At 70.2% G+C, this 18,945-nt stretch carries 18 protein-coding genes and 1 tRNA gene; 12 read left to right on the top strand and 7 right to left on the bottom strand.

Going from position 1 to position 18,945, the window contains the following annotated elements; genetic code table 11:
• Window positions 1-57: 57 nt before the first annotated feature.
• Together ABT367_RS08845 and ABT367_RS08840 are read right to left on the bottom strand one after the other, a co-directional pair.
• The gene (locus ABT367_RS08845) at window positions 58-1,329 is read right to left on the bottom strand and encodes an MFS transporter (RefSeq protein WP_352251041.1); all 1,272 of its coding nucleotides are present in this window, start codon (window positions 1,327-1,329) and stop codon (window positions 58-60) included.
• Between the two features lie 258 nt (window positions 1,330-1,587).
• Complete coding sequence (locus ABT367_RS08840; RefSeq protein ID WP_352251122.1) at window positions 1,588-3,078, bottom strand: potassium/proton antiporter; 1,491 nt, start codon at window positions 3,076-3,078, stop codon at window positions 1,588-1,590.
• 226 nt (window positions 3,079-3,304) lie between these two features.
• On the opposite strand from ABT367_RS08840, the gene ABT367_RS08835 reads away from it, so the two are divergent.
• Window positions 3,305-6,043, top strand: a complete 2,739-nt coding sequence (locus tag ABT367_RS08835) for a penicillin acylase family protein (protein WP_352251040.1) — start codon at window positions 3,305-3,307, stop codon at window positions 6,041-6,043.
• 15 nt (window positions 6,044-6,058) lie between these two features.
• On the opposite strand, the gene ABT367_RS08830 is transcribed toward ABT367_RS08835, so the two are convergent.
• Window positions 6,059-6,664: a 5-formyltetrahydrofolate cyclo-ligase gene (locus ABT367_RS08830; protein ID WP_434975427.1), complete on the bottom strand. Its 606-nt coding sequence runs from the start codon at window positions 6,662-6,664 to the stop codon at window positions 6,059-6,061.
• Window positions 6,665-6,760: 96 nt separating this feature from the next.
• Between ABT367_RS08830 and galU the strand changes: the two genes are divergently transcribed.
• From galU to ABT367_RS08785, 9 genes are all read left to right on the top strand, one after another.
• Complete coding sequence (gene galU, locus ABT367_RS08825; RefSeq protein ID WP_352251035.1) at window positions 6,761-7,666, top strand: UTP--glucose-1-phosphate uridylyltransferase GalU; 906 nt, start codon at window positions 6,761-6,763, stop codon at window positions 7,664-7,666.
• Window positions 7,663-8,985 (top strand): molybdotransferase-like divisome protein Glp, encoded by a 1,323-nt coding sequence (gene glp, locus ABT367_RS08820; RefSeq protein ID WP_352251033.1) that lies wholly within the window; start codon window positions 7,663-7,665, stop codon window positions 8,983-8,985. The genes galU and glp overlap by 4 nt, the downstream gene beginning before the upstream one ends.
• Before the next feature lie 173 nt (window positions 8,986-9,158).
• The gene (gene moaC / locus ABT367_RS08815; protein ID WP_352251031.1) at window positions 9,159-9,638 is read left to right on the top strand and encodes a cyclic pyranopterin monophosphate synthase MoaC; all 480 of its coding nucleotides are present in this window, start codon (window positions 9,159-9,161) and stop codon (window positions 9,636-9,638) included.
• Window positions 9,635-10,144 carry a MogA/MoaB family molybdenum cofactor biosynthesis protein gene (locus tag ABT367_RS08810; RefSeq protein ID WP_352251029.1) on the top strand — a complete coding sequence of 170 codons (510 nt, stop codon included), beginning with the start codon at window positions 9,635-9,637 and terminating at the stop codon, window positions 10,142-10,144. Before moaC ends, ABT367_RS08810 begins: the two co-directional genes overlap by 4 nt.
• A gap of 59 nt (window positions 10,145-10,203) precedes the next feature.
• Window positions 10,204-10,815, top strand: coding sequence for a GNAT family N-acetyltransferase (locus ABT367_RS08805; protein ID WP_434975429.1), 612 nt, complete (start codon window positions 10,204-10,206; stop codon window positions 10,813-10,815).
• A gap of 181 nt (window positions 10,816-10,996) precedes the next feature.
• A complete protein-coding gene (gene sepX, locus ABT367_RS08800; protein ID WP_352251025.1) occupies window positions 10,997-12,118 on the top strand; it encodes a divisome protein SepX/GlpR in 1,122 nt (373 codons plus the stop codon).
• Between the two features lie 85 nt (window positions 12,119-12,203).
• Window positions 12,204-12,277 (top strand) — tRNA-Ala (locus tag ABT367_RS08795).
• Window positions 12,278-12,473: 196 nt separating this feature from the next.
• Window positions 12,474-12,920: a hypothetical protein gene (locus tag ABT367_RS08790; RefSeq protein ID WP_352251023.1), complete on the top strand. Its 447-nt coding sequence runs from the start codon at window positions 12,474-12,476 to the stop codon at window positions 12,918-12,920.
• Window positions 12,921-12,927: 7 nt separating this feature from the next.
• Window positions 12,928-14,184 (top strand): sensor histidine kinase, encoded by a 1,257-nt coding sequence (locus ABT367_RS08785; protein WP_352251021.1) that lies wholly within the window; start codon window positions 12,928-12,930, stop codon window positions 14,182-14,184.
• On the opposite strand, the gene ABT367_RS08780 is transcribed toward ABT367_RS08785, so the two are convergent.
• A complete protein-coding gene (locus tag ABT367_RS08780; protein ID WP_352251019.1) occupies window positions 14,163-14,645 on the bottom strand; it encodes a GNAT family N-acetyltransferase in 483 nt (160 codons plus the stop codon). The genes ABT367_RS08785 and ABT367_RS08780 overlap by 22 nt on opposite strands.
• A 46-nt stretch (window positions 14,646-14,691) precedes the next feature.
• Here ABT367_RS08780 and ABT367_RS08775 point away from each other — a divergent pair, with 46 nt between their 5' ends.
• Entirely contained in the window at window positions 14,692-15,504 is an 813-nt protein-coding gene (locus tag ABT367_RS08775; protein ID WP_352251016.1) for an exodeoxyribonuclease III, read from the top strand.
• Between the two features lie 24 nt (window positions 15,505-15,528).
• On the opposite strand, the gene ABT367_RS08770 is transcribed toward ABT367_RS08775, so the two are convergent.
• Window positions 15,529-16,575, bottom strand: a complete 1,047-nt coding sequence (locus tag ABT367_RS08770; protein WP_352251014.1) for a zinc-binding dehydrogenase — start codon at window positions 16,573-16,575, stop codon at window positions 15,529-15,531.
• 46 nt (window positions 16,576-16,621) lie between these two features.
• Window positions 16,622-16,981, bottom strand: a complete 360-nt coding sequence (locus ABT367_RS08765) for a MerR family transcriptional regulator (RefSeq protein WP_352251012.1) — start codon at window positions 16,979-16,981, stop codon at window positions 16,622-16,624.
• Window positions 16,982-17,128: 147 nt separating this feature from the next.
• Between ABT367_RS08765 and ABT367_RS08760 the strand changes: the two genes are divergently transcribed.
• Window positions 17,129-18,112: a DUF6528 family protein gene (locus ABT367_RS08760; protein WP_352251010.1), complete on the top strand. Its 984-nt coding sequence runs from the start codon at window positions 17,129-17,131 to the stop codon at window positions 18,110-18,112.
• Window positions 18,113-18,137: 25 nt separating this feature from the next.
• On the opposite strand, the gene ABT367_RS08755 is transcribed toward ABT367_RS08760, so the two are convergent.
• Window positions 18,138-18,758, bottom strand: a complete 621-nt coding sequence (locus tag ABT367_RS08755; protein WP_352251120.1) for a MerR family transcriptional regulator — start codon at window positions 18,756-18,758, stop codon at window positions 18,138-18,140.
• Window positions 18,759-18,945: the final 187 nt, after the last annotated feature.

Raw genomic sequence — 18,945 nt, 5'->3', positions numbered from 1 at the left:
CTGGCACTCTCACTCGATGAGTGCTAACGACGTTCCATAGTGACGTATTCCGCTGGATCAGTCCACCGTGGCGAGCGCGCGGTGACCCACACCACGTGCCACGGTCCGCCCCTTGGACGCCGGCGCGAGCCTGCCGCGCAGGGCGAACAGGGTCCCCAGGGCCAGTGCGGTCGCGACCGCGGGGACCAGGAACCCGTAGCTCGCGCCATGCGCGTCCGCGAGTCGTCCGGCCACGGTCACGGCGGCGGCCTGCCCGAAGGCGACCGCACCCGTCAGCCAGGTGAACGCCTCGGTGCGGCCGGAGGCCGGCACCAGCTGCTCGACAAGCGTGAACGCGGTGATCAGGGCCGGTGCGATCGCCATGCCCACGAGCAGGCCGACGATCGCGAACATCGCGACCGAGTCCAGCGTCCACAGCGTGGCGGCCATGGCGGTCAGAGCGGTGTAACCGAGCAGCAGCCGGCGGCGAGGCCCGATCTTCCAGGCCACGGCGCCGCAGGCGATACCGGCGATCATGTTGCCGGCCGCGAAGATCCCGTACAGCAGACCGTTCACGCCCGCCTGGCCGATCTCCTCGGCGAAGGCGGTCAGCGAGACCTGCATGCCGCCGAAGACGGCGCCGATGCCGAGCATCGCGACGACCAGCGCGCGCACGCCCGGAATCGACAGGGCCGAAGCTCGCTGCACGGGAACATCACCCGCGGCCGTACGGGCCGGCTGGGTGCCGCGCTGCGCGGCGAACAGCAGACCGCCGGCGAGGGTCAGGACCGCCTGGGCGGCGAGACCGGCGCCGGGGTGGACGACGGTGCACAGCATCGTGGCCAGGACGGGGCCGACGACGAAGGTGAGCTCGTCGGTGACGGACTCGAAGGCCGCCGCTGTCGGCAGCAGGTGCCGGCGGTCCGGGCGGTCGAGAACGGAGGCCCAGCGGGAGCGGACCATCGGGCCGACCTGCGGCACCGAGGCGCCGGCCGGTACGGCCGCGAGGAACAGCGCCCACAGCGGGGCGTCCGCGAGGGCCAGGGCGGCGAGCAGGATCACCGAGACGGCGTTGACCAGGACGCCGGGGATCAGGACGGCCGACTGCCCGAAGCGGTCCGCGAGCTTGCCGCTCTGCGGTGCGAACAGGGCCATGGAGATACCCGTCACGGCGGCGACGGCGCCCGCGGTGCCGAACGAGCCGGTCGTGTGCTGCACAAGGAGCACGATCGACATCGTGAGCATGGCGAAGGGCTGCCGTGCGGCGAAGCCGGGCAGGACGAACGAGAGTGCGCCTTCAGTGCGCAGAAGCTGGCCGTAACCAGGGCGGGAGTTGACCGTGGACACCACGGTCCTTGCCTTTCTGCTGCCTGGTAGCGGGCCCGTATTGGCGTCGCCGAGAGCTGTCCATCGTGCGCAGGGATCGTCGGTGATGCCCGGTCCCTGCGGGGGACCTCGGCCGCCGTGCGAACGCGCCAGCTCTTCATCAGACAGAGGTGATTCGTTTGCGGTTACCTTCATTGTACGGGTCTTCCGCAAGGCGCGCCTCGGAATTGCCAAGCTCGGGCCGCTCGACGCCTGCGATTAAGCCAACGTTCACGCCAGCGTTTACGCCCCCGTCCCCAGCCACCCGGCCAGCTTTCCGCCCTGGCCGACGTCCCGCAGTCGCTTCTCCGCCGCGTCCCGTACCGGATCCGTGGCCACCACGAGCAGCTCGTCCCCGCGCCGCAGCACCGTCGTGGGCAGCGGTACGAAGGACTTCTCGTCGCGGACGACCAGCGTGACCGCCGAACCGGCCGGCAGCCGCAGCTCGGCGACCTCGACGCCGTGCATCTTGGACTTCGCCGGGATCGCCACCGACAGCAGATGCCCGCGCAGCCGCTCCAGCGGGGCGGATTCGATGCCCAGGTCGGCGGCCCCGTCGGAATCGCCCAGCTTCAGGGCCTTGGCCAGCCACGGCAGCGTAGGACCCTGGACGAGCGTGTAGACGACCACGAGCACGAAGACGATGTTGAAGATCCGCTCGTTGCCCTCGATCTCGGCCACCATCGGGATCGTCGCGAGAATGATCGGCACCGCGCCACGCAGCCCGGCCCAGCTCATCAGGGCCTGCTCACGCCAGGGAATCCTGAACGGCAGCAGGCTGAGCACGACCTCGAGGGGGCGCGCCACCATCGTCAGGATCAGGCCGATGAGGATCGCCGGCCAGACGTCGTCGAGCAGCTTGTGCGGGGTGACCAGGAGCCCGAGCAGTACGAACATGCCGATCTGCGCGAGCCAGCCGAGCCCGTCGGCGAAGCCGCGGGTGGCCGGCCAGTGCGGCAGCTTGGCGTTGCCGAGGACCATCGCGGCCAGATAGACGGCGAGGAAGCCCGAGCCGTGCGCGATGGCGCCGGCCGCATAGGCCGTGACCGCGATCGCCATGACGGCGATCGGATAGAGACCGGACGCGGGCAGCGCGACATGGCGCAGTCCCCACGCGCCGAGGAAGCCGACCGCGAGACCGATGGCCGCGCCGATCGCGAGCTCGAGGGCGATCTCGCCGACCAGGACGTACCAGGCGTGGACCGGATCCACCGAGGAGAAGGCCACGACGAGGATCACGACCGGGGCGTCGTTGAATCCGGATTCCGCTTCGAGCACGCCGGTGATGCGCGAGGGCAGCGGCACCTTGCGCAGGACGGAGAAGACGGCCGCGGCATCGGTCGAGGAGACGACCGCGCCGATGATCAGTGCCTGGCGCCATTCGAGCCCGACGAGATAGTGCGCACCGGCAGCCGTGATGCCCACGCTGACCGCCACGCCCACGGTCGAAAGGACGACCGCGGCCGGCAACGCGGGCTTGATTTCCTTCCACTTGGTGCCAAGGCCACCTTCGGCAAGGATCACCACAAGTGCGGCATACCCGATGACCTGGGTCAACTCGGCATTGTTGAAGGTGACATTGAAGATCCCGTCCTGGCCTATCGCAATGCCGATGCCCAGATAAAGGAGCAGGCTGGGCAGACCGCTGCGCGAAGAGATCCGTACCGCGGCGACGGCGATGAGCAGGACGAGCGAGCTGATCAAGAGGAGCTCGTTGAGCTGATGGACAGTCAGTGGCCGTTCCTTCCTCGCGGGGTGGACTCCGAAGCGGGCTGCCGCCGGATCCGGGGGAGGGGGTACTTCGTTACCTTACCTAATCGTTAACGGTTCCTTGACGGGCAAGATCTCCGTTCCGCTACGGTCCTACGGCCGGAACGGACACCGCGTCCTGGCGTACGACGAGCTGCACCTAAGGTTGCTCCTGCACTCAAAGGACCGCTCCAGGACCACAAGGACAGCGATGCCCGCGAACACCACCGCCCCTTCGGGTGGCCGCAAGGCCGGCCGGAAGAAGGGGCGCCGCGCCCGACTGATCGTGCTCACGCTGGTAGTGGCGCTGGTCGCGGGCCTCGCGTTCGGCGCCTGGTGGAGCATCAGCACCGTGCGCGCTTCCCTTCCGCAGACGAAGGGTTCGATCAGCCTCGAGGGCCTCACCGCCCCCGTCGACGTCCGCAGGGACGCCCAGGGCATCCCGCAGATCTACGCGGACACCAGCGAGGACCTGTTCCGCGCGCAGGGTTTCGTGCAGGCGCAGGACCGGTTCTGGGAGATGGACGTCCGCCGTCATATGACCTCGGGCCGGCTGTCCGAGATGTTCGGCGAGGGGCAGGTCGAGACCGACGCGTTCCTGCGCACGCTGGGCTGGCGCAAGGTCGCGCAGCAGGAGTACGACGAGAAGCTGTCGCCCGAGGCGAAGAAGTACCTGCAGGCGTACGCCGACGGCGTCAACCAGTACCTCGCGGGCAAGTCGGGCAAGGACGTCTCGGTCGAGTACGCGGCCCTCGGGTTCACCACCGACTACAAGATCGAGAAGTGGACCCCGGTCGACTCGGTGGCCTGGCTCAAGGCCATGGCCTGGGATCTGCGCGGCAACATGCAGGACGAGATCGACCGCGCGCTGATGTACAGCCGGCTCGGCCCGAAGCAGATCGGCGAGCTCTACCCGGAGTACCCGTACGAGACGCACAAGCCGATCGTGCAGGAAGGTGCCGTCGATACCGCGACGGACACGTACAACCCGAAGGGCACCGCCACCCAGCCGCAGTCGGGCAACCCGGCGACGCAGGGCACGGCCGGAGCCGCCCTCAACACCCAGCTGTCCGGCCTCTCCAAGGTCCTGGAGAACATGCCGGACGCCATCGGCCCCAACGGCAACGGCATCGGATCCAACTCCTGGGTGGTGTCCGGTGAGCACACCACCACCGGCAAGCCGCTGCTCGCCAACGATCCGCACCTGGCGCCCCAGCTGCCCTCGCTCTGGTACCAGATGGGCCTGCACTGCAGGAACGTCTCCGAGAAGTGCCAGTACGACGTCTCCGGCTACACCTTCTCCGGCATGCCGGGCGTGATCATCGGTCACAACCAGGAGATCGCCTGGGGCATGACCAACCTCGGTGCGGACGTCACCGACCTCTACCTGGAGAAGATCCAGGGCGACGGCTACCTGTACGACGGCAAGGTGCAGCCGTTCAAGACCCGCCAGGAGACCATCAAGGTCGCCGGCGGCGAGGCGCGGAAGATCACGGTCCGTGAGACCAACAACGGCCCGCTGCTCTCCGACCGCAGCGACGAGCTCGGCAAGGTCGGCGAGGAGGCGCCCGTCGACGCCTCCGCCCCGGACCGCTCCGACGGCTACGCGGTGGCGCTGCGCTGGACCGCGCTCGACGCGGGCAAGTCGATGGACGCCGTGTTCACGCTCAACAGGGCGACGAACTTCAAGGAGTTCCAGGCCGCGGCCCAGAACTTCGAGGTCCCTTCGCAGAACCTGATCTATGCGGACCGCGAGGGCAACATCGGCTACCAGGCGCCCGGCAAGATCCCCACTCGCTCCACGAAGCACGACGGCACACTGCCCGCGCCGGGCTGGGACCCGTCGTACCGCTGGACCGGGTGGATCTCGCCCAAGGCTCTGCCCTACGAGTACAACCCCGAGCGCGGCTACATCGTGACCGCCAACCAGGCCGTCGTCGACAAGTCCTACCCGCACGAACTGACGAAGGACTGGGGCTACGGCGCGCGCAGCCAGCGGATCAACGACCTCATCGAGGGGAAGCTCAAGGGCGGCGGGAAGATCTCGACCGAGGACATGCGCACCATGCAGATGGACTCGAACAGCGAGATCGCCACGCTGCTCAAGCCGATGCTGCTCAAGCTCGACATCGAGGACCCCGACGTCCGCGACGGGCAGAAGCTCCTCGAAGGCTGGGACGGTACGCAGGACGCGGACTCCGCGGCCGCCGCGTACTTCAACGCCGTCTGGCGCAACATCCTGAAGCTCGCCTTCGGCAACAAGCTGCCCAAGGAACTGCGGGTCAAGGGCTCCTGCATCCTCGTCGAGCCCGCCGACAAGACCGGCCCGATCGACAACCCCGACGAGCGCGTACGCGAGTGCGGCGAGCGGGATGCGGACGCGGCGCAGCCGGACGGCGGCGACCGCTGGTTCGAGGTCGTACGGCAGCTCGTCAAGGACGAGGACAGCGAGTGGTGGCAGACGCCCAAGAGCCGTACCGACACGGCGACCACCACCCGCGACCAGCTGTTCGCGCGGGCCATGGAGGACGCGCGCTGGGAGCTGACCGCCAAGCTCGGCAAGGACATGGACACCTGGAGCTGGGGCCGCCTTCACACCCTGGAGCTGAAGAACCAGACCATCGGCACCGAGGGCCCGGGCTTCATGCAGTGGCTGCTCAACCGCGGCCCGTACAAGCTCGGCGGCGGCGAGGCCGCGGTCGACGCGACCGGCTGGAACGCGGCCGGCGGCTACCAGGTGATCTGGGTGCCGTCGATGCGGATGGTGGTCAACCTCGCCGACTTCGACAAGTCCAAGTGGATCAACCTGACCGGTGCGTCGGGGCACGCGTACAGCCCCAACTACACCGACCAGACCGAGAAGTGGGTCAAGGGCGAGCTCTACGACTGGTCGTACGGGGCGAAGGCCGTCGAGGACGCGACCGAGAACCATCTGGTGCTCAAGCCGTAAGGGCTCCAGCTGTGCTCAGGCCGTAAAGGTGCGCACCCCCGAGGGGGTCACCACCGCGTGAACGGGGTGGTCGTGCGGTTCCGCCGGAACCTGCGCGACCACCTCGTTCTCGTAGAGCAGCACGATCAGATCCGGGTGGGCGCGCGCCCGCTCGAGCCTGGCGAGCACGCGGTCGTACGAGCCTCCGCCGCGTCCGAGCCGCATGCCGCGCGCATCGACCGCGAGCCCCGGCAGCAGGACGGCATCCGCCTCGGTGACGGCCTCGGGCCCGAGCCGGGCGCCCTCCGGTTCGAGCAGCCCGCGCGCGGCCGGTGACAGGCGTTCAGGTCCTTCGTACGCGGCCCAGTCGAGATCGTTGTCCGGCAGCAGTACGGGCAGCAACACCCGTACACCACGGGCCCGTAGCGCATCGAGCAGCACCCGCGTTCCGGGCTCACGTCCGACCGAGACATACGCGGCGACCACCGCGCCCGGTGCGGTCAGCCGGGGCAGGGCCAGCGCCTGCTCGCCGAGGGCGGCCGCGGCCATCTGCACGTCATCCGGTGTCAATGCCCTCCTCATGCCGAGGAGTTCTCTGCGCAACCCTTCCTTGGCAGCTTTGCTCGCGGTGTCGCTGCTCACAGCTCGCTCACACAAATCAGTCCCAATCGCGCTCAATGAGAATGAATTAACTGGAGGCAAAGCTTCCGCCCATTCTCGCCAGATAAGGTGCGGGACATGACTGAGCGCCCCACGATCACCAAGGCTGTCATCCCGGCAGCCGGTCTCGGCACCCGCTTCCTGCCGGCGACCAAAGCGACCCCGAAGGAAATGCTCCCGGTGGTCGACAAGCCCGCCATCCAATATGTGGTGGAAGAGGCCGTTGCGGCCGGTCTGTCCGACGTCCTGATGGTCACGGGCCGCAACAAGCGCCCGCTCGAGGACCACTTCGACCGCAATTACGAGCTGGAATCCGCCCTGGAGAAGAAGGGCGACGCCGACCGCCTCGCCAAGGTCCAGGAGTCCAGCGACCTGGCGACGATGCACTACGTGCGCCAGGGCGACCCCAAGGGCCTCGGCCACGCCGTCCTGTGCGCGGCCCCGCACGTCGGCGACGAGCCCTTCGCCGTACTCCTCGGCGACGACCTCATCGACGCCCGCGACCCGCTCCTGAAGCGCATGGTCGAGATCCAGGCCCGTGAGGGCGGCAGCGTCGTCGCGCTGATGGAGGTCGACCCCGCGCAGATCCACCTGTACGGCTGCGCCGCGGTCAAGCCGACCGACGACGAGGACGTCGTGCAGATCACCGGCCTGGTCGAGAAGCCCGACGCCGCCGATGCGCCCAGCAACCTCGCGATCATCGGCCGCTATGTACTCGCCCCGGAGATCTTCGCCATACTGCGGGACACCGAGCCCGGCCGCGGCGGCGAGATCCAGCTCACCGACGCACTGCAGAAGCTCGCGACGTCCGACGAGGGCGGCCCGGTGCACGGCGTGGTCTTCAAGGGCCGCCGCTATGACACCGGTGACCGCGGCGACTACCTTCGCGCCATCGTCCGGCTCGCGTGCGAACGTGAAGACCTGGGCCCGGAGTTCCGGACCTGGCTTCGCAGTTACGTCACCGAGGAGATGCAGCAGTCTTGAGCAGCAGCACCACGGATCAGGCCGCCCCCGTGTGGTCGGTGACCGAGCACCTCGAGGACATCCTGGCGACGGTCCAGCCGCTGGAGCCGATCGAGCTCCAGCTCCTGGACGCCCAGGGCTGTGTCCTCGTGGACGAGGTCACCGTGCCGCTCTCGCTGCCGCCCTTCGACAACAGCTCCATGGACGGCTATGCCGTCCGGGTCGCCGATGTCGAGGGCGCGAGCGAGGAGTTCCCCGCCGTACTCGAAGTCATCGGGGATGTCGCGGCGGGCAGCCCGGGCGATCTGACCGTGGGCGCGGGACAGGCCGCGCGCATCATGACCGGCGCACCGCTGCCGCCCGGCGCGGAAGCGGTGGTCCCGGTCGAGTGGACCGACGGCGGCCTCGGCGCGGGCCCGGTCGGCACCATGACCCCGCACAGCGCGTCCCCCGAGGGCGCGAGCGGTGAGGTCCGGGTGCACCGGCCCGCCGGGGCGCGGGCGCATGTCCGCGCCCAGGGCAGCGACGTCCAGGCCGGCGAGCAGGCGCTCGCGGCCGGCACCGTGCTCGGCCCGTCGCAGATCGCCCTGCTCGCCGCGATCGGCCGTGCCTCGGTACGGGTCCGTCCCCGTCCGCGCGTGGTCGTGATGTCCACCGGCAGCGAACTGACGCAGCCGGGCGAGGAGTTGGGCAAGGGGCAGATCTACGACTCCAACTCCTTCGCCCTGACCGCCGCCGCCCGTGACGCCGGCGCCATCGCGTACCGCGTGGGCGCGGTCGCGGACGACGCGGAGACCCTGCGCTCCACCATCGAGGACCAGTTGATCCGCGCGGATCTCCTGGTCACCACGGGCGGGGTCAGCGTCGGCGCGTACGACGTGGTGAAGGAAGCACTCGAGCACCTCGGTGACGAGGACGAGGCGGGCAGCGGCATCGAGTTCCGCAAGCTCGCCATGCAGCCGGGCAAGCCCCAGGGCTTCGGCGCGATCGGCCCCGACCACACCCCGCTGCTCGCGCTGCCGGGCAATCCGGTGTCGTCGTACGTCTCCTTCGAGCTGTTCGTACGTCCCGCGATCCGCGCCCTCATGGGCCTGGACGAGGTGAACCGTCCGAGCGTCCGCGCCGCACTGCGCTGCGAAGAGCCGCTGTCGTCACCGAAGGGCAAGCGGCAGTTCCTGCGCGGGTCCTACGACGCCGAGGCGGGGGTCGTGCGTCCGGTGGGCGGAGCCGGTTCGCATCTGATCGCGGCGCTGGCGCAGGCCGATGCGCTGATCGTCGTCCCCGAGGACACCACCGAGGTGGCGCCGGGCACGGAGCTGGACGTCATTCCGTTGGGCTGACGTCTGTGTGGGGGCTGCGCCCCCACACCCCGCCCGCTCGGCCGACGCCAGGCTCCGACAGACCGCGCGACCTCTGGTAGAGGTACCGTGTCGCCCACACACGGCCCACATTCGGCCCCCGCACAGGGCCCATGTGCGGCCGCTTTACGGCCCGACCGGGAGCGCAGCAGCACATGAGCACGCAGGACCGACTGACCCATATCGACGAGGCGGGCGCCGCCCGCATGGTCGACGTGTCCGGGAAGGACGTGACCGAGCGCATCGCCCGCGCCTCGGGCCGCGTGCTCGTCTCGCCCCAGGTGATCTCGTTGCTGCGCGGCGAGGGCATGCCCAAGGGCGACGCCCTCGCGACCGCCCGTATCGCGGGCATCATGGGCGCGAAGAAGTGCTCCGACCTCATCCCGCTGTGCCACCCGCTGGACATCGCGGGCGTGAAGCTCGACCTCGCGGTGGCCGACGACGCCGTGGAGATCACCGCCACGGTCAAGACCACCGGCCGCACGGGCGTCGAGATGGAGGCCCTGACCGCGGTCTCGGTGGCGGGTCTGACCGTGGTCGACATGGTGAAGGCCGTCGACAAGGGCGCCGTCATCACCGACGTACGGGTCGAGTCCAAGTCGGGCGGCAAGTCGGGCGACTGGAGCCGGTCATGACCTATCGCGCGCTCGTCGTCACCGCCTCCAACCGCGCCGCCGCCGGTGTGTACCCGGACAAGGGCGGCCCGATCCTCGCCGAAGGCCTGCGCGGCCTCGGCTTCGAGGTCGAAGGACCCCAGGTCGTACCGGACGGCGACCCGGTCGAGGCCGCGCTGCGGGCCGGCGTCGAGGCCGCGTACGACGTGATCGTCACGACCGGCGGCACCGGTATCTCGCCCACCGACGCGACCCCGGACGCCACCCGCCGCGTCATCGACTACGAGGTGCCCGGAATCCCCGAGGCGGTACGGGCGTTCAGCCGGGACAAGGTGCCGGCCGCCGCCCTGTCGAGGGGCCTGGCCGGCGTCGCGAACCGCACCCTGATCGTGAACCTGCCGGGCTCGACCGGGGGAGTGCGCGACGGCCTCGCCGTCCTCGAGTCCGTCCTGCGGCACGCGGTCGAGCAGTTGCACGGCGGTGACCACCCCAGGCCCGCCGACGGAGTTACGGGGAGCCCGAGCTGAACAGCCCTTCCTGGCCGGTGGAGCTGGTGGACGGCGATATCGTCCTCCGGCCCATAAAGATGCGCGACCAGCGCCCCTGGCGCGAGGTCAACCGCCGCAACCGGGACTGGCTGCGCCCCTGGGAGGCGACCATCCCGCCGCCCGCCCCGGGCGCGCCGCCCGCCCACCGGCCCACGTACCGGCAGATGGTCCGGCATCTGCGCGCGGAGGCGAACGCGGGCCGGATGCTGCCCTTCGTCATCGAGTACCAGGGCCGGCTCGTCGGCCAGCTCACGGTCGCCGGGATCACCTGGGGTTCGATGTGCTCGGGCCATATCGGCTACTGGGTGGACCAGTCGGTCGCCGGCCGCGGCGTCATGCCGACCTCGGTCGCGCTCGCGGTGGACCACTGCTTCCGTACGGTCGGTCTGCACCGCATCGAAGTCTGTATTCGCCCCGAGAACACACCGAGCCGCAGAGTCGTGGAGAAACTCGGATTCCGTTCCGAAGGACTTCGTCCACGCTATCTCCACATTGATGGAGGCTGGCGCGATCACCTGGTGTTCGCGCTCACGGCGGAAGAGGTGCCCGAAGGGCTGCTCACGCGCTGGCATGCGAGCCGCAGGATCGCCTCGCTGCAGGACCGTGACCAGGCTCAGGACGGTCCGCGCAACGCTACCGACACCGCCTGAGCGATCGCGCGCAAATAAAATACTTGTTCGAAAATGACCGGCGCTTGACCGTGAATATGCCTGTATTCGAAGCCTGCTGATCGCATCAGTCACAAAAAAAGTTCGAGATATCAGCCAGATCGTGCGACACACCGGGCCAATTGGCAGATGGCCTCACCGAAACCCCTCTACCGTGTGAGGCGTGAGCAGCAGCGGCCTCATCTACGCAGTCATCGTCGGGGCCTGGGCCGCCTACTTGGTGCCGATGTGGCTCCGTAGGCAGGACGAGCTCAACGAAGCCCGTCCGACGGAACGCTTCTCCACCGCTATCCGTCTGCTGTCCGGACGGGCGGGGATGGAGCGCCGCTACGCCAAGGGCCTCAAGGACCGGGGCGAGAGCGACCAGCCCGGGCCGGAGCCGGCCGGCGCGGAATCCCTGACGGGATCCGTCGACGTCCGGTCCTTCGCCGCGCCTACGGCGCCCGAGTCCGCGGAGGTCACGGCCGAACCGGCCCAGGCCCCCGAACGGGCCGAGCGGGCCGAGCGGCCCCAGGCTTCCGAGCGGCCCGAGCCCAAGGAGCGCCGCCGCCCCGACGCCGAGGCCGCCGCGCGCGCCCGCCGCTCCAAGGTGCTCGCACGCCGCCGGCGCACCACGATGATGCTCTTCCTCGCCTTCACCGTCGGCGCCATCGCCGCCGCGGTCGGCGGACTCGGACTGCTGTGGGCGCCCGCGCTGCCCGCCGTACTCCTGAGCGCGTACATCCTTCATCTGCGGGCCCAGGAGCGCCGGCGCTTCGCCTACGTCATGGACCGCCGTCGCGCCGAGACCGCCGCACGCCGCGTCCGTGAGCGCAGCGCCGCACAGCGCCGCGAGGCGGCCGCCCGCGAAGGCGGCCCCGCCGGACCCGACCTCGCCGCCGACCGGCGCGCCCTGGTCGAGCAGACCGATCACGCCGAATGGGTCGACCAGCAGCGCGAGCGCGACCGCGGCGGTGCCCGCGGTGACAGTTGGGAGCCCGTCCCGGTCCCGCTGCCGACCTACGTCACCGCGCCGGTCGCCCCGCGCGCACAGGGCGAGGTCGACCTCGGGGCGCCCGACACCTGGAGCTCGGCGCGGTCCTCGACGATCGGGCAGCAGTCCACTTCGCGGCCCGCCGCACCGGCCGCCGAAGAGACCGAGAAGCCGGAAGCCCGGCCCGCCAAGTCCGACCCGCAGGCCGCCGCCCGCCGTGCGGCCTCCGGCCGGCGCTCGCGGGAGCGCGGGCGGACCCCGCTGTTCGACCAGTACGCGGACCCCGAGCGCCCGCGTGCGGCCAACGAATGAGCCCTGTTCCGGGCCGCCTGCCTGACCAGCGCGGAACGGATTTCCAAGCACCCCGATCGGGGTGCTAAAGTTTCACTCGTTGCAAGGGCCTGTGGCGCAGTCTGGTAGCGCACCTCGTTCGCATCGAGGGGGTCTGGGGTTCAAATCCCCACAGGTCCACCGCAATTGAGAACCCCGCCGGAAATCTCCGGCGGGGTTCTTGCTTTGCGTGCGCGACCGCGGGAGCCGTGTTCGGGGCCGCGGGAGCCGCGTGCGGGACCGTGGGAGCGCGGGCTGCGATCTGTGTCACGGCCGCTCCGGTGGATGGCGTGGATACTTGGTTGGTATGTCCCCTGTTGTCCGGTCTCGTCGTGTGGTGCGTGTCCTGAGTGCGGCCGTCGCCGCATGCGGTGTCGCGCTGCTCGTGGGCTGTGGCCGGCCGGACGGGCTGCATGTACAGGGGCCGGCGATATCGCCCTCGCCGCAGAAGGGTCCGGTGTACGTCGCCGACGCGATGGGGCAGCCGCTGCGCCGGCCGACCTCCGTGGGCCTGAGCGAACTGGTCACCGTCAGCGACCTCAAGTGGAGCAGCTGGGGCGGGTCCACCGCCGTGGCCACCGGCAAGCTGAGCGGGTCCTGGTGTCTGCCGGGGTGCGAGAAGGAGCCGTACGACGTGACCGTCACGCTCAGCGGACTGCAGCAGCAGGAGCGCGTCGCCTACTACCGGCGCGCCAGTGTCGTACCCGACGATCCCGCGAAGCTGCCGCCCGAGGCCGTGAAGGTGCAGCTGCAGGCGATCCGGCTCACCGTCCCGGTGTACTGAGCGGCCCATGGGACTCCGTACGAAGATCGGTGCCGCGATCGCGGGCACGGCCGCCCTGGTGGCCGTCGTGATCGGCGTCCTCGTGCACCACCAGACGGTGGGCGCACAGTACGACGCCGCCGTCCAGCAGATCGGCGACCGGTTGCAGACCGCCGTACAGGATCACGCGGCGGGCGTCGACGGGGGCAACTCCCTGATCAACCCGCCCGATCTGCCCGAACCGCTCGGCCAGGCCGTCGAGGACGGGAAATGGGGCGTCTACCTCGACCGTGACGTCAAGGGGCCGCCGCTGCTGTGGGCGGCCAGCAAACAAGGGAACGCAGTCGTCGCGCTGCGGCGCTCGTACGACAGGGAGACCCGGACCCTGCGCGATCTGGACCGGGTCCTCTGGATCTCAGGAGCCATCGGCACCGCGCTCGGCGGCCTGGTCGGGCTCGCCGTCGCGACCCGGCTGGGGCGACGGCTCACCGCCTCCGCCGACACCGCGCAGCGCATCGCCGACGGCGACCTCACCGCACGCCTCGAACCGCGCGGCAAGGACGAGGTCGCCAAACTCACCACCGCCGTCAACACCATGGCCGAAGCCCTCGCACGCCGGATCCAGGCCGAACGCGAAGTGACCGCGAACATCGCGCACGAACTGCGCACCCCCGTCGCCGGCATGGTCACCTCCGCCGGACTGCTGCCGCCGGGACGGCCCTCCGAGCTCGTCCAGGGCAGTGCGCAGCGACTGCGGGAACTCGTCGACGACGTCATCGAGGTGGCACGGCTCGACGTCTCGAGCGAGACCGCCGAGACGGAGCCGCTCGCCTGGGGCGACCTGGTGCGCAAGGCCGTGCGGACCGTGGCGGGGCCCGCCGACGGAGTCGAGGTCGTCGTCGTGCGCGACGCCGAGGTCGAGACCGATCCCCGGCGCTTCGAACGCATTGTGGCCAACCTCGTCAGCAACGCACTGCGGCACGGCTGCGCGCCCGTACGCGTCGAGGCCGAGAGCGGGGTGCTCCGCGTGTACGACAGCGGCCCCGGGTTCCCCGAACAGATCCTGCGGGCCGGGCCCCAGCGCTTCCGTACCGGAGCGCGTGAGACGGGACTCGGACTCGGGCTGACCATCGCCCTTGGTCAGGCCCAAGTGCTCGGCGCACGGCTGCGGTTCGCGAATCTCCCGGACTCGGGCGCCCTGGCCGTACTGGATCTGCGCAATGCCGTCGTCGCCGAGAGCGCCACTCGGGACGCAGCTCAGGATCAGGACAGCGGCTTGTCGTAGCAGCGGCTGCTGTCGTGGAAGCGGTAGTGGCCGACCTTGGCGCACGGCGCGTACCCGCTGGACGTGTACAGGGCGATCGCCTCGGGCTGCTCGATACCCGTCTCCAGGACCATCCGCGTACGCCCGCGGCCGCGCGCGTCCTCTTCGAGGAGCGCCAGGATCCGCCGCGCCAGGCCCAGGCCCCGCGCCTCGGGCACCACATACATCCGCTTCAGCTCGGCGTCGCCGTCCGCGTAGCCCTGGTCGTTCGCGTCCTGGGTGCGCCAGCCGCCGGTCGCGACCGGACGGCCCCGCTCGTCGTACGCGATCAGATAGAGGCCGGCGGGCGGGACGAACATCCCGGCGTCGAGCGGGGTGGCGTCGCCGTCACCGTCGCCGTAGCGCTCCACGTACTCCAGCTGCACCTGGTCGTCGAGCTTGATCGCATCGGGGTGGTCGTAGCGCACGGGCTGAATGTTCATGCGAATCATCGTACTTCTATGCATTGAGTGGGATGGGTCCCGACCAGTGTGCCGGTATCGTGCCGGGGTGCTGACTGTGACTTCCGTGAACGTGAATGGCATCCGCGCCGCCGCCAAGAAGGGCTTCACCGAGTGGCTCGCGGAGACCGAAGCCGATGTCGTCTGCCTGCAGGAAGTGCGGGCCGAGGCCGACCAGATCCCCGCGGAGGTACGCGCCCCCGAGGGCTGGCACGTCGTCCTCGCCCCCTCCGTGGCCAAGGGCCGCGCCGGTGTCGCGCTCTACTCGCGGCGGGCACCCGAGCGGGTGCAGATCGGGTTCGGATCGGACGAGTTCGACAGCGGCGGGCGCTACGTCGAGATCGATCTGCCGGGTGTCACGGTCGCCAGCCTGTATCTCCCCTCGGGGCAGGCGGGCACCGAGAAGCAGGACGAGAAGTACCGCTTCATGGGCGAGTTCCTGGCCTATCTGAAGGAACTCAAGACGCGCGCCGCCGCCGACGGGCGCGAGGTCGTGGTCTGCGGTGACTGGAACATCTGCCACCAGGAAGCGGACCTCAAGAACTGGAAGACCAACCGCAAGAACGCCGGCTTCCTGCCGGAGGAGCGCGAGTGGCTCGGGCGGGTCTACGAGGAGTACGTGGACGTGGTGCGGGCGCTGCATCCGGGGGTTGAGGGGCCGTACACCTGGTGGTCGTACCGGGGGCGGGCTTTCGACAATGACGCAGGATGGCGCATTGACCTCCATGTCTCGACGCCCGGACTCGCCGGGCGGGCGGTGAAGGCGTTCGTGGAACGGGCCGCCACGCATCCGGAGCGGTGGTCGGATCATGCGCCCGTGACGGTCGTCTACGGGAGCTGACGCCGGTGGCTGTGCGCTGTGTTTTCAACGCCAGGGGTCGAGCGCCTGTTTGCCCTGGGTCCGGCCTGAAGCGAGCTGCCGCAGTACGGAGCTGCCGTCGGACAGGGCGTGGATCCGCGGGGTGCCCGGTGGGTAGACGCCCTCGGCGATGAGTTCGGTGAGTTCGGCGAGCAGCGAGCGGTAGAGGCCTGGGGCCGCGCTCGCGAGCGCGCCGATGTGCAGGCCCTTCAGCTGGACCTGGTGCGTGAACACCAGCTCGTGGGTGCTCACCGTCGCGTCACCGGAGGCCGCGCCGTAGACGACGACGCGGCCGGTGAAGGGCTTGGTGACCGCCAGGCTGGTGGCGAAGGTGGAGCGGCCCACCGATTCGAGGACCAGGTCGACTCCGCCGGTCAAGCGGGTGATCTCCGTGGCCAGGTCGGAGCGGCCGCTGTCCAGGACGTGGTCGGCGCGGAGTGCCTCGAGCGTCGCGTGCTTGCCCGGTGAGGCCGTGGCGATCACCCGCGCTCCGTAGTGGCGGGCGAGGCGGACGGCGGCCTGGCCCACGCCTCCGGCCGCCGCGTGGATCAGGACCGCCTCGCCCTTCTCGATCCGGCCCAGCGGCTTCAACGCCGCAAGGGCGGTGGCCCAGTTGAGCACCAGTCCGAGCGCCTGCGCGTCGGACCAGCCGGCGGGTACGGGAAGGGCCTGTGCGGCAGGCATCGTCATGTACCGAGCGAAGGCGCCCGGTCCGGTGCCGACGACATGGGTGCCGGGCGGGAGCGGATGCCCGATGTCCGGCCCGGCCGCCACGATCTCGCCCGCGGCCTCGAAGCCGGCAGGGTAGGGCGCCTCGGGGCCACCGGCGTAGGTGCCGTGGGTCTGCATGACATCAGCGAAGTTCACGCCCGCCGCGCCTACGCGGACCAGGTATTCGCCGGGGCCCGGTACGGGTACCGGCTGGTCCGTGAGCAGGGTCAGGTCCCGTGGCCCGCGGTGGGAGGTCTGGACGAGGCGTTGCTGGGTGGGGCGCCCGGTGTTCTTCGCGCTCTGAGTGTGTTCCGTGCTCTGGGTGTGTTCCGTGCTCTTCATGCCGGGAAGGTACGAGCTTCACGCAGGTGGCAAGGTCAAGTCCCGCTCAGCGATGGCCCGGAGGGGCGGCGGCCCGGCGCAGGTACGCGTCGAGGGCTTCCTGCTGCTCGACGAGACCGGCGATCCGCGCGGCGATGCGGTCGCGATAGCGCGCCACTTCGCGCAGGAACTCCGCGTCCTCCCCGCTCGCGTCCGCGCCGGACGGTGGCAGCAGCTCCCGGATGAGCCGCACGGGAAGGCCGGACTCCAGGAGGGAGCGGATGGCGCCGACGCGGTCGAGGGTGGAGCGGCAGTAGTCGCGGTATCCGTTTCCGCAGCGTCCCGGGACGATGAGCCCCTCGTCCTCGTAGTGGCGCAGCGATCTGGCGCTCACGCCGCTGACCTTGGCGGCCTCACCGATCCTCATGTTCCGCTGCAACGCGCGTGGGCCGCCCGCTCTTCCCCTGGGCGAGCGCCGGGCGGGGCAGGCGGGGTTCCCGGTTCTGCGGGGGCGTGGCAGATTTGCCGGGCGTACGGTCCGGAAAGTCAACTGCCTTGTGTGTAGGGGGACTTCATGACGTACTCACGGCGTTCAGTGCTGTTCGCCGCGGCCGGTACGACACTCGGTGCCGCGCTCGCCACCGCGCCGGCGGCCGGTGCGGCGGACAAGGGTGCGCCGCCCGTGATGGTGACCGATCAGGCGTCCAAGAAGATTCTCGTGCTCGATTCGGGGCGTGCGGTGTGGAGTGCCGACGACGCGCTCTGGGCCTTCTCGCCGCTCGGGGACGGCAGATACGCCGATCTGCAGCCGGAGATCAGCTGGATCTATCCCAGTGAGGCCAAGGTGCGGCGGCATCGCGGGCGGACGCTGCTCCTCACCTGCGCCTCGTTCGGATTCGCGGCCGCCGTCGAGTATCCGACCGGGCGGCGGTACTGGGGCGCGGGGCTCGGGCCAGGCGACGATCTGCTCAATCCGCACAGCATGGAGATCCTGCCGGACGGGAACGTCGCCGTCGCCGGCAGTACCGGCGCGATCGTGCGGTTGTACGCGGCCTCGCAGGGAGCGCGTGATGTGCCGTATGCCGAGGCCGGGTTGAAGGGCGCGCACGGGTTGCACTGGGACCGGGCGCTACGGGTGCTGTGGGCGATCGGGGACGACGAGCTCGTCACGTACAAGGTGGGCGGCAGCCCCGCACGGCCGACGCTCACGCAGACTTCGGCCGTCGCGCTGCCAGGGGTCAAGCCCGGCGGTCACGATCTGTTCCCGGTGGCGGGGCGGCGCGGGCGGCTGTGGGTGACGACGAATGCGGCGGTGTTCCAGTACGACATCGGGCGGGGCGAGTTCGTGCAGGACTTCGCGGGGGCCGGGCGGATCAGCCGGGCCAAGGTGAAGGCCGTCGGGGACGATCCGCGGACCGGGCAGGTGGTGAGCACGGTCCCGGAGGCCGGGCTCGAGGAGACCTGGTGGACGACTCGGGTGGACTTCCATCTGCCCGATGAGGCGCGCGTACTGACCGACGGCGGGATCTACAAGGCGCGTTGGTGGCTGCCCCGGTAGGAGGGCGACAGTCACCGCCGGTCCGCTATTCCTTCTCCGCCGCCAAGCGCCGGTCCAGGGCCAGCGAAAGCTCCGCCTCCACGACGGCCTTCGCCAGGGGGCGGAGCTTCTCCATGCTCTCGTCCTGGGTGTACGTACGGATCGTGGTGAGGAACAACTCGGCCAGGGCGTCCGCGTGTTCACGTACCCGTGCGCCTGCCTGCATGACCTCGGCGAGCGGGACCCCGGCGCGTACGAGGGCGGTGGAGGCGTCCAGGAGGCGGCGGCTGATGTGGACGATCTCGTCGCCGTCGGGGGCGAGATAGCCGAGGTCGAGGGCGGCGGCGAGGTTCTCGGGGGTGACCTCGCCGGCGAAGGCGTCGGCCAGCTCCTCGGGGCTGAGGCGGACCGGGGTCTCCTCGGTGGGCTGGATGCCGAGGATCTCGCCGACGTCGCGGCCGGACTCCAGGGCCTCGTTCAACTCCGCGATGACGGACAGGGTGTGGCCCCGCTCCAGCATCGCCGCGATGGTGTGCAGGCGGGCCAGATGGTGCTCGTCGTACCAGGCCAGGCGCCCTTCGCGGCGCGGTGGCGGGATCAGTCCGCGCTCGCGGTAGAAGCGCAGGGTGCGCACGGTGATGCCGGCCGCTTCCGCGAGCTCCGTCATGCGGTACTCGCGGACCGCCGCCCGGCCGCTGTGGGCCTTCGGATCGTTAGCCTTCTCCGCCACGTCAGCACCCTATGTTGTACCGCCGGTAACTTATCCCGCTCAGCCCCTACCCATGAGTACGGAGCTGCTCTACTCTCCCCACTATGCCAGTGGTTACTGGCACAGTCGTGTACTTCGGGAGGCG

It is taken from the genome of Streptomyces mesophilus (assembly GCF_040300965.1).
In the GTDB taxonomy this organism is placed as follows: domain Bacteria; phylum Actinomycetota; class Actinomycetes; order Streptomycetales; family Streptomycetaceae; genus Streptomyces; species Streptomyces mesophilus_A.
Note: the sequence above shows the minus strand (reverse complement) of the source record. Positions and strands in the feature narration are given on the sequence as shown.

Excerpts from the sequence above, each read along its gene's own strand:
- ABT367_RS08785 (WP_352251021.1), top strand. The coding sequence starts at position 12,928 with ATGGGACTCCGTACGAAGATCGGTGCCGCGATCGCGGGCACGGCCGCC.
- ABT367_RS08780 (WP_352251019.1), bottom strand. The coding sequence starts at position 14,645 with ATGAACATTCAGCCCGTGCGCTACGACCACCCCGATGCGATCAAGCTC.
- ABT367_RS08755 (WP_352251120.1), bottom strand. The coding sequence starts at position 18,758 with ATGACGGAGCTCGCGGAAGCGGCCGGCATCACCGTGCGCACCCTGCGC.
- ABT367_RS08765 (WP_352251012.1), bottom strand. The coding sequence starts at position 16,981 with ATGAGGATCGGTGAGGCCGCCAAGGTCAGCGGCGTGAGCGCCAGATCG.
- ABT367_RS08770 (WP_352251014.1), bottom strand. The coding sequence starts at position 16,575 with ATGAAGAGCACGGAACACACCCAGAGCACGGAACACACTCAGAGCGCG.
- ABT367_RS08810 (WP_352251029.1), top strand. The coding sequence starts at position 9,635 with ATGACCTATCGCGCGCTCGTCGTCACCGCCTCCAACCGCGCCGCCGCC.
- ABT367_RS08805 (WP_434975429.1), top strand. The coding sequence starts at position 10,204 with ATGCGCGACCAGCGCCCCTGGCGCGAGGTCAACCGCCGCAACCGGGAC.
- ABT367_RS08760 (WP_352251010.1), top strand. The coding sequence starts at position 17,129 with ATGACGTACTCACGGCGTTCAGTGCTGTTCGCCGCGGCCGGTACGACA.
- moaC (WP_352251031.1), top strand. The coding sequence starts at position 9,159 with ATGAGCACGCAGGACCGACTGACCCATATCGACGAGGCGGGCGCCGCC.
- galU (WP_352251035.1), top strand. The coding sequence starts at position 6,761 with ATGACTGAGCGCCCCACGATCACCAAGGCTGTCATCCCGGCAGCCGGT.
- ABT367_RS08835 (WP_352251040.1), top strand. The coding sequence starts at position 3,305 with ATGCCCGCGAACACCACCGCCCCTTCGGGTGGCCGCAAGGCCGGCCGG.